The 15692-nt window shown below is 36.5% G+C and carries 19 protein-coding genes and 1 riboswitch; of the genes, 9 read left to right on the top strand and 10 right to left on the bottom strand.

The window, feature by feature from the left end:
* Positions 1-8: 8 nt before the first annotated feature.
* The 4 genes from MHH45_RS23295 to MHH45_RS23280 form a co-directional block, all read right to left on the bottom strand.
* Complete coding sequence (locus tag MHH45_RS23295; RefSeq protein ID WP_016116181.1) at positions 9-836, bottom strand: aldo/keto reductase; 828 nt, start codon at positions 834-836, stop codon at positions 9-11.
* A gap of 152 nt (positions 837-988) precedes the next feature.
* Entirely contained in the window at positions 989-1492 is a 504-nt protein-coding gene (locus MHH45_RS23290; RefSeq protein ID WP_016116182.1) for a DNA topology modulation protein, read from the bottom strand.
* Positions 1493-1525: 33 nt separating this feature from the next.
* On the bottom strand, positions 1526-2050 hold the full coding sequence (locus MHH45_RS23285) for a GrpB family protein (protein WP_016116183.1): 525 nt from the start codon (positions 2048-2050) through the stop codon (positions 1526-1528).
* Between the two features lie 68 nt (positions 2051-2118).
* A complete protein-coding gene (locus MHH45_RS23280) occupies positions 2119-2385 on the bottom strand; it encodes a YqkE family protein (RefSeq protein ID WP_016116184.1) in 267 nt (88 codons plus the stop codon).
* A gap of 231 nt (positions 2386-2616) precedes the next feature.
* On the opposite strand from MHH45_RS23280, the gene MHH45_RS23275 reads away from it, so the two are divergent.
* Both MHH45_RS23275 and MHH45_RS23270 read left to right on the top strand, forming a co-directional pair.
* The gene (locus tag MHH45_RS23275; protein ID WP_088093652.1) at positions 2617-4206 is read left to right on the top strand and encodes a bifunctional metallophosphatase/5'-nucleotidase; all 1590 of its coding nucleotides are present in this window, start codon (positions 2617-2619) and stop codon (positions 4204-4206) included.
* A 242-nt stretch (positions 4207-4448) separates the two neighbouring features.
* Positions 4449-4892, top strand: a complete 444-nt coding sequence (locus MHH45_RS23270) for a ferritin-like domain-containing protein (RefSeq protein ID WP_016116186.1) — start codon at positions 4449-4451, stop codon at positions 4890-4892.
* Between the two features lie 154 nt (positions 4893-5046).
* Here MHH45_RS23270 and MHH45_RS23265 read toward each other — a convergent pair whose 3' ends face one another.
* On the bottom strand, positions 5047-5523 hold the full coding sequence (locus MHH45_RS23265) for a ribbon-helix-helix domain-containing protein (protein ID WP_016116187.1): 477 nt from the start codon (positions 5521-5523) through the stop codon (positions 5047-5049).
* Positions 5524-5656: 133 nt separating this feature from the next.
* Between MHH45_RS23265 and MHH45_RS23260 the strand changes: the two genes are divergently transcribed.
* On the top strand, positions 5657-6655 hold the full coding sequence (locus tag MHH45_RS23260; RefSeq protein ID WP_088093653.1) for an alpha/beta fold hydrolase: 999 nt from the start codon (positions 5657-5659) through the stop codon (positions 6653-6655).
* A 132-nt stretch (positions 6656-6787) separates the two neighbouring features.
* Positions 6788-8107, top strand: coding sequence for a Na+/H+ antiporter family protein (locus tag MHH45_RS23255; RefSeq protein WP_016116189.1), 1320 nt, complete (start codon positions 6788-6790; stop codon positions 8105-8107).
* A gap of 27 nt (positions 8108-8134) precedes the next feature.
* Here MHH45_RS23255 and MHH45_RS23250 read toward each other — a convergent pair whose 3' ends face one another.
* Together MHH45_RS23250 and MHH45_RS23245 are read right to left on the bottom strand one after the other, a co-directional pair.
* Positions 8135-9073 carry a LacI family DNA-binding transcriptional regulator gene (locus tag MHH45_RS23250; protein ID WP_088093654.1) on the bottom strand — a complete coding sequence of 313 codons (939 nt, stop codon included), beginning with the start codon at positions 9071-9073 and terminating at the stop codon, positions 8135-8137.
* Between the two features lie 147 nt (positions 9074-9220).
* Positions 9221-9700 (bottom strand): GNAT family N-acetyltransferase, encoded by a 480-nt coding sequence (locus MHH45_RS23245; RefSeq protein WP_016116191.1) that lies wholly within the window; start codon positions 9698-9700, stop codon positions 9221-9223.
* Positions 9701-9783: 83 nt separating this feature from the next.
* On the opposite strand from MHH45_RS23245, the gene MHH45_RS23240 reads away from it, so the two are divergent.
* Positions 9784-10707, top strand: a complete 924-nt coding sequence (locus MHH45_RS23240) for an alpha/beta hydrolase (protein ID WP_018780820.1) — start codon at positions 9784-9786, stop codon at positions 10705-10707.
* A gap of 15 nt (positions 10708-10722) precedes the next feature.
* Here MHH45_RS23240 and MHH45_RS23235 read toward each other — a convergent pair whose 3' ends face one another.
* The gene (locus tag MHH45_RS23235; protein WP_016116193.1) at positions 10723-10968 is read right to left on the bottom strand and encodes a DUF2552 family protein; all 246 of its coding nucleotides are present in this window, start codon (positions 10966-10968) and stop codon (positions 10723-10725) included.
* 141 nt (positions 10969-11109) lie between these two features.
* On the opposite strand from MHH45_RS23235, the gene MHH45_RS23230 reads away from it, so the two are divergent.
* On the top strand, positions 11110-11316 hold the full coding sequence (locus tag MHH45_RS23230; protein ID WP_016116194.1) for a CDGSH iron-sulfur domain-containing protein: 207 nt from the start codon (positions 11110-11112) through the stop codon (positions 11314-11316).
* Between the two features lie 38 nt (positions 11317-11354).
* On the opposite strand, the gene crcB (MHH45_RS23225) is transcribed toward MHH45_RS23230, so the two are convergent.
* Both crcB (MHH45_RS23225) and crcB (MHH45_RS23220) read right to left on the bottom strand, forming a co-directional pair.
* Positions 11355-11708, bottom strand: coding sequence for a fluoride efflux transporter CrcB (crcB, locus tag MHH45_RS23225; RefSeq protein ID WP_016116195.1), 354 nt, complete (start codon positions 11706-11708; stop codon positions 11355-11357).
* 16 nt (positions 11709-11724) lie between these two features.
* Positions 11725-12123: a fluoride efflux transporter CrcB gene (gene crcB, locus MHH45_RS23220; RefSeq protein ID WP_016116196.1), complete on the bottom strand. Its 399-nt coding sequence runs from the start codon at positions 12121-12123 to the stop codon at positions 11725-11727.
* 145 nt (positions 12124-12268) lie between these two features.
* A riboswitch (FMN riboswitch) is annotated at positions 12269-12412 on the top strand.
* 308 nt (positions 12413-12720) lie between these two features.
* Here crcB (MHH45_RS23220) and ribD point away from each other — a divergent pair.
* From ribD to MHH45_RS23205, 3 genes are read left to right on the top strand one after another with little or no spacing between them, the layout of a single operon-like run.
* Entirely contained in the window at positions 12721-13833 is a 1113-nt protein-coding gene (gene ribD, locus MHH45_RS23215) for a bifunctional diaminohydroxyphosphoribosylaminopyrimidine deaminase/5-amino-6-(5-phosphoribosylamino)uracil reductase RibD (protein ID WP_016116197.1), read from the top strand.
* Entirely contained in the window at positions 13815-14459 is a 645-nt protein-coding gene (ribE, locus tag MHH45_RS23210) for a riboflavin synthase (RefSeq protein WP_016116198.1), read from the top strand. Before ribD ends, ribE begins: the two co-directional genes overlap by 19 nt.
* Positions 14460-14471: 12 nt before the next feature.
* A complete protein-coding gene (locus MHH45_RS23205; protein WP_016116199.1) occupies positions 14472-15665 on the top strand; it encodes a bifunctional 3,4-dihydroxy-2-butanone-4-phosphate synthase/GTP cyclohydrolase II in 1194 nt (397 codons plus the stop codon).
* The last annotated feature ends 27 nt before the right edge of the window (positions 15666-15692 follow it).

Here is a 15692-nt window from a genome sequence, read left to right as displayed (position 1 = left end):
GCATTTTTTTACATCGTATCGTATTTATCAGGATTTGTTCCAACATGTAAATTGCGATCAAGCGTATCAATTTGTTTGATTTCTTCTTCTGTTAATGAAAAATCAAAAATAGTAAAGTTCTCTTGAATACGCGATGGTGTAACAGATTTAGGGATTGTTACAATGCCACTTTGAATATCCCAGCGTAAAATAATTTGAGCAGGCGTTTTTTCATACTTTTTAGCAATTTCTTGAATAATCGGATGCTGAAATACTTCGCCGCCTCTCATTAACGGGCTCCATGCTTCCATTTGAATTTGTTCATTTTGACAAAAATCCCGTAATTCAAACTGTGCAAGCATCGGATGGAGCTCTACTTGGTTCACCATCGGCTTCACATTACAATTTGGCAACAACTGTTCTAAATGGTGCTGATGAAAATTTGAAACACCAATTGCACGTGCTTTTCCTTCTTCATATAATTTCTCAAGAGCACGATATGTATCTATGTATTTCCCTCTTATTGGCCAGTGAATCAAATATAAATCCACATAATCCATTTGTAATTCCTTCAAACTTTTGTCAAATGCTTGAAGTGTTGCTTCATAGCCTTGATCGTCATTCCATACTTTTGTCGTAATAAACAATTCTTCACGTGCGATCCCTGATTCACGAACCGCTTCTCCGACACCGCTTTCATTTTCATATACAGTCGCTGTATCAATAGAGCGATATCCAACTTCTAAAGCTGTTTTTACCGCTTGCTTTACCTCTTCTCCCTCTTTTGCTTTATATACACCTAAACCAAGCATCGGCATTTTCACGCCATTATGAAGTGTAGTTGTTGGAATATACATGATAGGCTGTTCCTCCTTCTTCTCTCCTGCGAATTCTATAGACAGGGTGCCGCTAAATTTTATAACCGTCACTTTATTTGAACAAGATTCTTGAAAAAAGTCAAAAAATATATACAGTTAACATAATAATTTTATTAAATAAGACTGTTATCTTATAGCTTTTGTAAAAACTCCTCTATTTCAGCTGAAGATTTGAAAATAACAATATTTTTCTCAGCAGATACAGCTTGTATTTTCCCCAAAATAGCAGGTCGTTTCACTTTTGGATACGTCCATACCCACTTCAAGAACTCAAAATCTAATTGTTCTTCACACCCTTCTCCCATATCAGGGCGCGTTTTATTATGATATTGTATCCTTCTTTTTATTACGCGATATAAACATTGTATTCTTGGTAAATCAATAAAGATAATGGTATCAGCTGCCTCTAATCGTATATCCATTGTAAATCCATAGTTTCCATCGATAATCCAAGCTTCCTGCGTTACTAATTCTTTTTGTACCTGTATTTGTTCTTCGCGACTTGCTAGCACCCAATCTTTTTTCCAATAGAGTGCATCAAGATGAGATACTGGAAGTTGTAGTATCTCCCCTAATCGCCGTGCAAAAGTTGATTTTCCAGCTCCCCCAGAACCAATAATCATAATCTTTCTCATCTCTTCTCTCCCCTTACAAAAAATAACGCAAGCTTACTCGCTTCCGTTATTTTTTCTCCACTCAAGTGCTTTCTCATCAATATTATGCACGAAGTCATTCTTTCCTTCTGTATATTGATCTCCATCATATGTAAACTTTTCTGCTAAATCTTTTTTCAATGCCGCATATACCTCTGCCTCTTCACAGTGTGCCATCATATAATCGCGAAATGCTAAATGACGTGTAATTTCCGGATTTCCTGTTTCGAAAACATGTAAATGATACGATCGTTTTCCTTCTGTTCCATGAATAAAAAAGCGACGACCCGGGATACCATTCTCACCTTTTACAATGTAGCCAAGTTGTTGAAAACATTCATTCCAATGATCTACGCTCTCAATGTTCTCTACTTCCATAATCATATCAACAATTGGCTTTGCTGCGAGTCCCGGTACTGATGTGCTACCAATGTGATGTAATTTCACATGTTCTGGCATCGCTGCTTTTAACCTCTGTGATTCTATTTGAAATTTCTCACCCCAATGGTTTTCATAAGGAACGACTACAATCTTTCTCATCCCAATTCTCCTTTTCTTATCAAATCGTTAAAAAATCATCAGGACAATTGCACTGATGATTTTTTATATTATTTAAAGTCTTTCCAAGTGAGATTACTTTCACTTAACAGTTCTTCAAACGATTTATTCTTTTCACGTTCCTTTTTCTCTTTACGCTTTCTTTCTTGTTCTTCTAGTTCTTTTTGCTCCGCTCTTACTTGTAATTCTTTCTTCTTACTTTTCAATTGATTCATTAACGATTCATTCAATTGATCACCAAGTGTAATGGAATCCTTCTTCTCTGGCTGATTCATTTGCGTTTGTCTTTGCATTTGTCTCTGTTTCTTTTTCTTCATACTGCTCACCTTTTACTTTTTTCTCCATTATAGGGGAAATACCTTACTCTCGACAATAAAAAAGACCATTCACTTTCGATTTCCCTATTATTTTTATTTTGTAAAGATGTAAAGAGCAAAATAAAAATTTATTAATTTTTATAATAAAAAGAATTTTTATAGCAATAACTCTCTTAATCTATTAAAATTATGTCGTATGATGTCAGATTATAAAAAAGGGAGAGAAAACTCATGTGGAAAAAAGTCATTCCTGCAGCTTTAGTATTAAGTACAATTACTTTTTCAAGTGTATTTGCTGCACCTCCATCTCAAGTACCAGCAGAACAAAATCGCTACATAGACGTACAAATGCTTGGTATTAACGACCTTCACGGTCAACTAGACACTGTAAAGAAAATTAACAACAAAGAAGCAGGGGGAGCTGAATACTTAGCTGCTTATTTACGTGATCGTGAAAAACAAAACCCAAATACACTTATGGTTCATGCTGGCGATATTGTCGGAGCAAGTCCTCCAGTTTCTGCATTATTGCAAGATGAACCTACAATTGAATTTTTAAATGATCTAGGTTTTGATGTTGGAACTATTGGAAATCATGAATTTGACGAAGGTATTAACGAAATGAATCGCCTTATTTACGGTGGGTATCACGAAAAAACAGGGAATTTTAAAGGAGCAAACTTCCCTTATGTTGCTGCAAATTTCTACAATAAATCAACTGGACGCTTATTTCTACCACCATTTACTGTAAAAATGGTACAAGGAGTTCCTGTCGGCTTTATCGGGGTTGTAACAACTGATGTTCCTAACGTTGTTATGCCTACTATGCTAAAAAATGTACAAATTACAGATGAAGTTGAAGCAATTAACACATCCGTAAAACAACTGAAAAAACTAGGTGTTAAATCGATCGTTGTTCTTGCACATAATGGAGGTACAACGGATGATAACGGCGTAACAAATGGCGATATCGTTCGCTTAGCAAATGAGACTGCTCCAGAAGTCGATGTCATTTTCGGCGGTCATAGTCACACTTATGTAAATGGAACCGTTAATAACAAACTTGTCGTACAAGCAAATTCTTATGGAATGGCTTTCGCTGATGTCGATGTAAAAATTGATCGTAAAACAAAAGATATTATTGAGAAAAAAGCAGAAGTTGTTACAACCTACCATGAAGGAATAAAACCTGACCAACAAGTGAAAAAGAAAATGGATCAGTATCAAGAAAAAATTGCTCCTCTTGTAAATCAGGTTGTTGGAAAATCTACCGCTCCAATGGATCGTAAACAAAATGCCGCGGGTGAATCCACTCTTGGAAATTTAATTGCTGATGTTCAGCGCTCGACCATGAATACTCAAATTGCCCTCATGAATCCTGGTGGTATTCGCAATGATCTAGATGCTGGCGATATTACATGGGGAGAATTATATGGCATTCAACCATTTGGGAATCAATTGATAAAAGTTAATTTAACTGGTCAAGACATTCGAGATATTTTAAATCAACAATGGCAAAAAGACATAACAAGAATGCTTCAAATTTCAGGTATTCAGTACACTTGGGATGCGAATAAACCAAATGGTGAAAAAGTTACAAATATCCACTTAACAAACGGAGAAGAGTTAGTTGCCTCTAAAACTTACAGCGTCGTTGCAAATGCCTTTCTAGCTTCAGGCGGTGATGGATTTGTATCCTTTAAAAATGGAAAAGATGCCGAAACAGGACCAACTGATTTCGAAGCGTTAGTGGATTATGTAAAACAAGTAAAAGAACCGATTCAACCTATTATTGATGGGAGAATTCAAAAAGTTAATTAACTTTTCTTTTAAATAAATTTATAAAAAAGAGAGAAACTATATTATTAAATTATGATTTTCCAAAAATTAATCTTTATGATAAGAACCCTGTATTCCATTAGAATACAGGGCTTTTTATTGATCTCTATGGAGAAAGGACATGCAATAAAAATTCACTTTCCCCTAAATAACCTTTTAAAGGATATGCACTCAGTATATTGATTTCTCGTAGGATATATGAGCAGAAACTGGGAGGCGAACGTATGTATTCTTATTCAAATGATTACAATTTGATATACAGACAAAACGACAAGCTAATTCATGACATTGAAAATGCAATTAACGGAGAGTATAGTGCAATAAATTGCTATGCTAAATTAGCTAATTTAGCTCCACAAGATAATGAACGCAATCAAATACTCGAAATCCGACAAGACGAAATAAAACATTTCCAGCAATTTGTACAAATTTATATTCATTTAACCGGTAAACAACCTCAGCCAAAAATTATTGAACAATGTCCAGATTCTTATGTGAATGGATTAGAATACGCGCTACAAGATGAGCAACGAACAGTCGATTTTTACTTAAAAATTGCAGATGATACTACAGATCAATATATTAAAGAGACATTTCGTAGAACAGCAGCAGATGAACAAAATCACGCCGTTTGGTTCCTATATTATTTTTTAAAAGCTAAAAAATAATAATTGTTTTATACAAAGCAAATGCCTAATCCATGAAGATTTTCTCATCCCCACCTAACTCCTTTACTTTCACTAAAAACTCTAACTATCCACAAATAGCTAGATAAAAATACAGAGGATACATGCTCTTACATTGAACATAGTATCCTTTCTTTCATTTATCCTGATACATTTCATCAGCTTCTTCATATTTCCGCAAAAATTCTATCAACGCTTCTTCTACAATTCTAGATTTATGAATACCTGTTGCATCCGATACAACGTCTAGTTTCTCTAAAATTTCCGTACATATAGAAAAAGTACGTTTTTTCTTCTCATTACTTTTGACTATTTTGGGGATAATAAGTTCCTCTCGTTTTCGCAGTAATTCATAAATTTTTTGCAATTGTTCATAAATCAAAACCTGATAATCTGTTTTTACATATTGAAGCGCAGTAGCTTCTTGAAGATATAAATGGCGGGGCTCTTCTCCCTCTCCAATGAATATTCGTTTCTGCTGTTCACCATCATATTCATATCCAAGCACTCTTAACTTTTTCGACAATGCATATGGGCTCATGTCGAGGCGTTTCGCAATAATAGCAAGTGGTTCACGTTTGTTTAAGCAATCTATAATTTCTCCAACCGTCACTTCCTTCCCCCTCTCCCTGAGCTCTCATAGTTGAAATACAGTCGGCATGTTATGATACAATAATTTCTTAATAGTATATGCAAAATCGTACACCCTTGCGATACATACCATTAGAGAAAAGGAGGTTTTTTATATGCTGTTTCGTAGCCACACTCCACAGTTTTACAACGAATTTAAGAATCCAACTCCAAATAGCGTCGCTACGATAGAAAGCGTGACGATTAACAATCATCAGCAATCTCTACTCATTCGTGGTCAAGACGTAAATCAGCCTATTTTATTATGCTGTCATGGCGGTCCTGGTATAGCGCAAATTGGGTTCATTCGCCATTTTCAAGAAGACTTAGAAAAGCACTTTATTGTTGTCAATTGGGATCAACGCGGAGCTGGAAAATCCTTTTCTTGGCGGGATATAAAAGCACCTTTCACAATTGAACAATTTGTTTTAGATGCACTTGAAGTAATAAAATATCTTCTTTCTTGCTTCAAAAAACAAAAACTATTTCTCGCTGGACATTCTTGGGGAAGTATTATCGGTCTACAAATCGCAAATCAATATCCAGAATACATCGAAGCCTACATTGGCATCGGTCAGATTGTGCATATGAAGCAAAACGAAGAATTGCTCTATCAGCATTTAATTCATTCTGCAAAAAAACATGGACACGAGCGGGCATTGACCTCTCTAACAAAACTAGGAAAACCTCCTTTTCTAGATATGCGGCGTCTTATCATTCAAAGGAAGTGGCTCGGTACATTTGGAGGAGCAGTTCAAAACGGGACTTCGTTTTCTTTCATTCGTAAAGGGATATTTTCTTCAGAATATACATCGCTAGATTGGGTGAGATTTCTCGCAGGAAATATGAAATCTGGGGCATTATGGGAAGAAATGCTGACAGTAGATTTCTTTTCTTCAATCTCAAAACTTTCCGTACCTGTTTATTTTTGTTCTGGTCGTTTCGACTATCAAACACCTTATGCACTCGTTCAACAATATTGCGATACAATTCAAGCACCCATCAAAAAAATGATTTGGTTCCCAAACTCTGCTCATTCACCAAATTTAGAAGAACCTAAACTGTTTGCAAAGTCTTTATGCTCTATTAAACAAGAGCTATCTTTTCCACACTAGTAATCGTTATACCTTTTACATTTCACAGAAAACATTTTATAATTACATGTCGCAACTTTACTCAAGTTAGTAAGCATTTCTATCCAGAATAAGCTGCACAAACAGAAAAAGATCAGGGAGATTACATTTATTATGAACGCTGTACTCATCGCAGTAGCAGTGATGCTACTGCTTAGTTTATTACGTGTCCAAGTCATTGTCGCTATTATCATCGGTGCCTTAACAGGTGGACTAATTGGTGGACTTGGAATTTCAGAAACAATTCATACTTTTACTACGGGTCTTGGAAACAGTGCTCCAATCGCTTTAAGTTACGCCATGCTCGGAGGTTTTGCTATTTCTCTTTCCAAAACAGGTCTGCCCGACGCTATGATTCATACTGCACTGAACTTAGTTGGTAACGAAAAAGACACACAAAAGCAAACATATTCAAAAATACTCATTTTGTTTATTATTTTGGCAATGGCTTGTTTTTCACAAAATGTTATTCCGGTTCATATTGCTTTTATCCCTATTCTAATTCCAGCGCTTTTAAAAGTACTAAATGAACTGAAAGTGGACCGCCGGCTTGTTACATGTATTATTACATTCGGATTAATCACTCCTTACATGTGGGTTCCAGCTGGATTTGGAAAAATTTATCACGATGTACTACAAACAAATGCACAGCAAAGCGGACTTACATTTGATGTAGCGCTCATCCCAAAAGCAATGACAATTCCAGCAATAGGAATGATTATCGGCCTATGTATCGCTGTTTTCATTACATATCGTAAACCGCGTACTTATCACACCGAACCTATTCATGCCGCATCTGATGAAGCCGCTCCTTATACAAAAAGAAGCATTTCCTTTGGGTTATTGTCTATTATCGCAACACTAAGTGTGCAGCTAGCAACAGAATCCATGATTTTTGGCGCACTAGCTGGAATCATTGTATTATCCGTTAGTGGTAGCCTTCCTTTAAAAGAAGCTGATGCTATTTTAACAAGTGGTATGCGAATGATGTCATTTATCGGTTTCGTCATGATTTCTGCCGCTGGATTCGGAGCAGTTCTTCGGAAAACAGGGCATGTTGAATCACTTGTTCAGACAAGCGTCAATTTAATTGGAAACAACAAACCCCTCGCTGCCTTTCTTATGCTTGTTATCGGTCTGCTCGTTACGATGGGAATCGGTTCTTCCTTTTCTACCATTCCGATTTTAACAACCATCTTCGTCCCGCTATGTATCCAACTTGGGTTTAGCCCGATGGCAACCATCGCTATTATCGGTACAGCTGGTGCATTAGGTGATGCTGGTTCTCCAGCATCTGATAGTACACTAGGACCTACCTCAGGTTTAAATGCTGATGGCAGGCATCATCATATATGGGATACGTGTGTCCCAACTTTTCTTCACTACAATATTCCGTTACTTATATTCGGCTTTATTGCTGCTATAACATTATAAAAAAGGTGCGTTTACTAGACGCACCTTTTACTTTGTAGATTCTCGTTCGATTAATATAAACTCTTGCTTCACTTCCTCAAGTTTTACTTGTTCCTTTTTCATTTTTCCTACCAATCTTTGTACAGCTAATACTCCTTGCTTTTCAAAAGAACTTCCAATTGTTGTCAAAGATGGTGTAACCCATTCACCTTGTAAACTTCCCTTAAAACCAATGACTTGTAAATGATTCGGTATATGGAGATCAAGAGCATTCGCCGCGCGAATTGTAGCAATTGCAATCGCATCGCTAGCAGCTACTATACCATCTATATAAGGATGCTTCCGTAATAATTCAGCAATTTGACTTTCCTCATCTTGTCCCTTTATTTTTTCTTCTCGATAAGCAATTCCTTCATCCCAAACAGCATCTAAAAAACCAGCAGTGTGCCCTTCCATTGCTTCGTCTTCTATCTTGTCCCCAATATAAGCAAGAAAATGACAACCTTTTTCTTTCAATACAGTAACGGCCTTTCTACCACTTTCATAATATGTAGAAATAGATGCTGCCTCTGTTCCGCCCTCAAGTACAACAAATGGAAGGGAAAGTTGCTTCATATGCTCAAATACATCTTTCGTCATAATAACGCCAGCAATATTATTTTGCATTAATATATCTATATATCCTATTTTATTTTCTGCATTACAAATAACAATTTGATATCCTTCTTTATATGCAGCCTCTTCTACTGAACGAAGTAATGTTATATAGGATGGATCTTCTAAATTTGATACTAATATAGCAATCATTGTCGAAGATTTTTTAAATAATGCCTTCGCTACAGCATTTGGTTTATACTGTAGTTCTTCAATTGCTTGTTTTACTTGTTTTACTGTATCCTCATGAACATACCCTTTTTCATTAATGACTCGTGAAACGGTTGCGACTGAAACACCGGCCAATTTTGCAACATCACGTATGGTTGCCACATCGTCACCCCTTAATATGGTAATAGCTTACAATTTAAACCTAAAACAAAGTAGGGCATTCGTCAAGAGTATTATTTTATATTTCTGAAAATTGTTACACAAAATACTTCTTACATTTTCCATCTTCAACATATATAAAGATGGATTTTATAAATTCATTTTTTCTAGTTGAATTTCATGTAAAATCGCGATGTTATCATAGCCAATAAGCGGAATTTCTCGCTTTATCTTCCTCGCTTCCTTGACCGCATCAATATATAAATTCGTCATCACAAAACCACGTTTCTGATAAAAACGAAGTGCGTTTGTATTATCGTTTGTTGTAATAAGCCACACCTTTTTACAACATTGTTTTTTTGCAATATCAATTACGTACTCTACAAGCTTAGTTCCAATTCCCTTGTTCTTCTTAAAGCTATCTAAAGAAACAATCTCACAATCATTTTCTTTTATTTCATATGTAATAATTCCTATTATTCTGTTATCCTCAATTGCAATAAAACCAGGCAATTGATCTAACTGATGTGCTCTTTCACGTGAAACCATCAACGTGCTTCCCCAATTTTCATGCATAAAAAGTGCAATTGTTTCTCTCATTTCCACTGTGATTTTTTGTATTCGAATCATGTCCCACTCTCTCCCCTTTTTACATCATTATGATACAATATAAGTGTATCATATGCAGAGATATTTGGAGGATGAGGTAAGATATGAAACGTTTTTTCACAGCATTGCTAACCATAATAGGAGCATTAATTGGTATCGGTATTTTCTTTACCAATAAAGTAATGTATTTAAAGAAAAAAACAGAGGAAGAAATTTTAGAACGTGAAACAAAAAAACACTTTCGCTTAGAGGATTTTAACGCCATTCCAAAAGAAGAGGTTCGTATCCCGTCTCAATTTAAATACGATCTTCACGGCTACTACATTTCTGCAGGCAATTCTAATAAATTTATGATTTTTTGCCACGGTGTAACCGTAAATAAAATAAACTCTGTCAAATATGCAAATTTATTTTTAAACAGAGGCTACAATGTATTTATTTATGATCATCGTCGCCATGGTAAAACAGGTGGTAAAACGACAAGTTATGGCTATTACGAAAAATATGATTTAAAGACGGTAGTTGACTGGCTCAAAGACCGTTTTGGTACAAATATTATACTTGGTGTTCATGGAGAATCAATGGGAGCAGCGACATTGCTACAATACGCAGGTATGGTGGAAGACGGTGCTGATTTTTACATTGCAGATTGTCCATTTTCTGACTTCTACGAACAATTACACCATCGCTTAAAAGTCGAGTTTCATTTACCAAAATGGCCACTACTACCATTGGCAAATGCCGTTTTAAAAGTACGAGACGGTTATACAATACGTGAAGTTTCTCCTATCGATTGTGTAAAAAACATAAATAATCCAGTCCTTTTTATTCATAGTAAAGACGATGACTATATTTTATGTGATATGACAAAAGCCCTTTATGAAGCAAAAGAAAATAATAAACAGCTCTTTATTGCAGAACACGGTGCACACGCTTGCTCTTATAACGAAAATAAACAAGAGTATGAGGATGCCGTTGATCAATTCTTAGAAACATATGTAAAAGAAACAAAAAACAGGCTTGCATAAGCCTGTTTTTTCATGTTACTGCGCTAAAACATCTGTAACTTGTTCCATATTTTCAGAAATCCATTTTACCGCTTCATCAAGCGTTTGAAATTCTGTCGTTTGAAATGTTACCTCATCTTGCAAAAGCCACACATCTTTTGCTTCTTGTCCCACACCTGCAATCGACCAATGAAGTAAGCTATATGGATGATTATCATTTAAAAATGATGCCCAAGTGCGCTCATTTGCAATAATTTGTAATGTACGTAATTGTTTATTCATGTTTCGTCACCTTACTGTATTTCAGTTATAAACGTTATTATAACATTCTCTGCCCCTACACACAAAGAACTGTTTTCTTATTGTCAAGTGCTTCCTACAATTATATGATGAACATAAGCGTTTGAGAGGAGGGGAATAACGTTGGTAAAAGTTCAAATTAAAGTAAATGATAATGGTTCATTTCGCATTACAGGGGATGTGGAATTAATCGACTCACAAGGGAATGCTTTCCCGGCAAAACCTGCATTTTCTTTATGTCGCTGTGGCTTATCAAAAAATATGCCTTATTGCGACGCTTCGCATAAAGGAAAATTTGAATCTGTTGTTCGAGCACCAAAGGGAGAATAATGATATAAGAAGCACGCGCAATGACTTGCGCGCGCTTCTTATATATGCCCTATATAAAAACCTAAAAATGCCGAAAAAATGCCTAGCATATAACTCATTATTAAATACAATACAGCCTTTTGTCCTTCTCGCTTATGTATCAATTGAACAATTTCAAGCTTAAATGTTGAAAAAGTAGTAAATGCTCCCATAAATCCTGTTCCGCATAATAATAGCCATGTACTACTCACCTCGGCTCCATACAATAAACCTAGTAAAAATGAGCCTAATATATTTACAAATAGTGTTCCATATGGAAACAAGCTTCCGTACTTTTCTTTCATTGCATTACTAATAGAAAATCTAGCAATTGCTCCGAAAAAACCACCGATTCCTACAAGCAAAATATTCATAGTGCTCCTTCTTTCTTCATGCTTCTTTCTTCATGCTTTTTTCATATAATGCATTTCCAAGATAAAACCCAAATAAAGAAAAGAGCAATCCTCCAACTACACTTGTACTCACATAATAAAATGCCATAAGAAACGCTTCATGCTGCATGAATTTCAACGTCTCTACGTTAAATGTTGAAAAAGTGGTAAAAGAACCAATCATTCCTGTTCCAATGCTACTCATTATCACTTGTGAAACATGTTTCATACGAAACAAATACATCGTTAAAAATGCCAATAAAAAACTACCAATCATATTCGCTGACCATGTTGCCAGCGGAAAAGAATCGACTGAATGAATACCAACCCATTGTCCTAATTCGTACCGTGCTAAAGCTCCAACAATACCACCGATTCCTACTGCAATATATTTCATATTTCCACCTCATTTATGTATGTATTGAAGTCTTTCCCATACTAGTATAACAAAGTTTATTTCACCCTTCATTTTCATACAATTCTTCACATTCAAATATTTTTTACTATCCTTTTTTCTTTTTTGTGCTATAATGTGAGCAAACAGCATCCTTCGGGGTCGGGTGAAATTCCCAACCGGCGGTGATGAAGTGCACACTTCTAAGTCCGTGACCCGTTTCCAACTCGGAAACGGTGGATCTAGTGAAAATCTAGGGCCGACAGTATAGTCTGGATGGGAGAAGGATATGTTTTCTAGTGCTTATATAGCGAATACACTTTTATTTTGGCGTACACATTTTTACTGATTCGTTTTGAATCACTGTATATGTTTTATTTCATATACCTATTTTTCTATGCTGAAATAAAAAGATACGACTAGCGTATAAAAAATTGATAGTTTGCTAGGCTTTTTTCTCGTGCAAAAATATCAATTATCGTTAGGCTTCTTTCCTATACTCTCGTATTCGAACTATATTTCTAGAAATCACGTCTCCCAAACCCCAAGGATACTATTATCCTTGGGGTTTTTTGATTTTTCTTAGGAGAGGTGAAAAGAATGACAGACCAAGAATATATGAGGATTGCCTTGCAATTAGCACAAAATACTGCAGGTCAAACAAGTCCAAATCCAATGGTCGGTGCTGTTGTTGTAAAAGATGGAAACATCGTTGGAATGGGAGCTCATCTGCGCGCAGGCGAAGAACACGCTGAAGTTCACGCTCTTCGCATAGCCGGTGATAAAGCAAACGGCTCCACTGTATATGTAACGTTAGAGCCGTGTAGTCACTTTGGGAAAACTCCACCGTGCTGCGATCTACTTATTGAAAAAAAGGTGAAACGTGTTGTAATTGCCACACTTGATTGCAATCCGCTCGTTTCAGGTAACGGTGCAAAACGTTTGCAAAAAGCTGGTATTAGCGTAACTACTGGTGTTCTCGAAGAAGAAGCCACCGCATTAAACCGGTACTTTTTCCACTATATGAAAACGAAACTGCCGTTTGTAACAATAAAAACAGCGATGAGTTTAGATGGAAAAATAGCAACTACTACCGGGGAAAGCAAATGGATTACAGGTGAAGTTGCTCGCACAGATGTCCATCAATATCGTCATACGCACGATGCCATCCTTATCGGAGTGAATACTGTCATAGCTGATAATCCATCTTTAACAACACGCCTTCCAAACGGCGGCAAGCATCCGATTCGTATTATTTTAGATACACATTTACGAACTCCGCTATCCTCTCGTGTCATTACAGACGAGATGGCACCAACATGGATTATTGTTGGAAAAGATGTAAATAAAGAAAAAATAGCGGGCTACGAATCTCAGGCGGTATCTGTACTTCAAATGAAGACGAGCCAAATTGAAATACGCGACCTTCTCCTCCTTCTCGGTCAGAAACAAATCCTTTCACTCTTTGTTGAAGGTGGACAATCGGTACACGCGAGCTTTTTAGAAACAAAGTGTTTCAATGAAATTGTGACCTATATAAGTCCAAAATTAATCGGCGGAAAAGATGCTCCAACTATGTTTGGTGGCACCGGCTTTATAAAATTACAAGATGCAATTTCCTTGCAAATTCAAGAGATGAAACAAATTGGTGATGATATAAAAATCGTTGCTAGTGTGCGAAATGAGGTGCCTGCATGTTTACAGGAATTGTAGAAGAACTTGGAACTGTTTCGAATATCAGGCAAAGCGGAGAAGCGATGAAGCTAACAATTGCAGCAAACACAATCTTGTCAGACGTAAAACTAGGAGACAGTATTGCTGTAAATGGGATCTGTTTAACCGTCACTTCTTTTACAGCGTCTTCTTTTACTGTTGATGCGATGCCTGAAACGGTGCGAGCGACATCACTACGTATGCTCGGCACCAGTTCTAAAGTAAATTTAGAACGAGCAATGGCTGCAAACGGACGCTTTGGTGGACATTTCGTCACAGGGCATATCGATGGAATTGGAACCATTTTAAATAAAAAACAGCACTACAATGCTATATATTACAAAATTGGAATTCCAGATGATTTACTCCGTTATTGTTTACAAAAAGGGTCCATTGCTGTTGATGGCACAAGTTTAACAATATTTGATATAGATGAATCTTCCATTACAATCTCGCTCATTCCACATACAGTAAGCGAATCCATCATTGGTAAAAAAGCGGCGGGGGATATTGTGAATATTGAATGTGACATGATTGGAAAATATATCGAACGTTTTATTTCAAAGCCAACAAAGCGAAGCACTTCAGTTACAGAAAGCTTTTTACAAGAAAACGGATTTCTATAAGGAGGAAGCACAATGTTTCATCGTATTGAAGAAGCACTAGAAGATTTAAAACAAGGAAAAGTCGTCATCGTATGTGATGATGAAAGCCGTGAAAACGAAGGAGATTTCATCGCTTTAGCAGAGAACATTACACCAGAAACAATTAATTTTATGATTACACATGGCCGTGGCCTTGTCTGTGTACCGATTACAGAACAATATGCGGAACGCTTACAGTTAGAGCCTATGGTTTCTCATAATACAGATTCTCATCATACTGCGTTTACAGTAAGCGTTGACCATATTTCTACAACAACAGGTATTAGTGCTTACGAACGTGCAACGACTGTGCGCGAATTATTAAATCCGGATTCAAAAGGAACAGATTTTAATCGTCCGGGTCATATCTTTCCTTTAATCGCCAAAGAAGGTGGAGTCCTGCGCCGCGCTGGGCATACAGAGGCAGCTGTTGATTTAGCAAAATTATGTGGCGCAGAACCAGCTGGAGTTATTTGTGAAATTATAAAAGAAGACGGCACGATGGCACGTGTTCCTGATTTAGTACAAGTTGCAAAACAATTTAATATAAAAATGATTACAATTGAAGATTTAATCGCCTATCGCCGCCATCATGAAACACTTGTAACAAGGGAGATTGAAATTACATTACCGACAGATTTCGGTACATTTCATGCAATCGGTTATTCCAACTCACTGGATCAGAAAGAACATATCGCTCTCGTAAAAGGAGACATTTCTACTGGTGAACCTGTTCTCGTTCGTGTGCATTCTGAATGTTTAACTGGCGATGTTTTCGGTTCATGCCGCTGTGACTGTGGTCCACAGCTTCATGCTGCTCTTTCTCAAATTGAACGAGAAGGAAAAGGTGTTCTTCTTTATATGCGCCAAGAAGGCCGCGGGATTGGCTTGCTGAATAAGCTCCGTGCATACAAATTACAAGAAGAAGGATTAGATACTGTTGAGGCAAATGAAAAACTAGGATTTCCTGCCGATCTTCGCGATTACGGCATTGGTGCCCAAATCTTAAAAGATCTAGGGTTACAGCAATTGCGTTTATTAACGAATAATCCAAGAAAAATCGCAGGTTTGCAAGGTTATGATTTAGAAGTTGTCGAACGCGTACCATTGCAAATGCCAACAAAAGAAGAAAACAAAACATATTTACAAACAAAGGTAGAAAAATTAGGTCACCTATTAAACTTATAATCTATTAATTATAATTAAAGGAGAGAT

The sequence above is a fragment of the Bacillus sp. FSL K6-0042 genome, assembly GCF_038006685.1.
In the GTDB taxonomy this organism is placed as follows: domain Bacteria; phylum Bacillota; class Bacilli; order Bacillales; family Bacillaceae_G; genus Bacillus_A; species Bacillus_A pseudomycoides.
The sequence above is the reverse complement of the archived record's forward strand: the minus strand, read 5'-3'. Positions and strand labels throughout refer to the sequence as shown.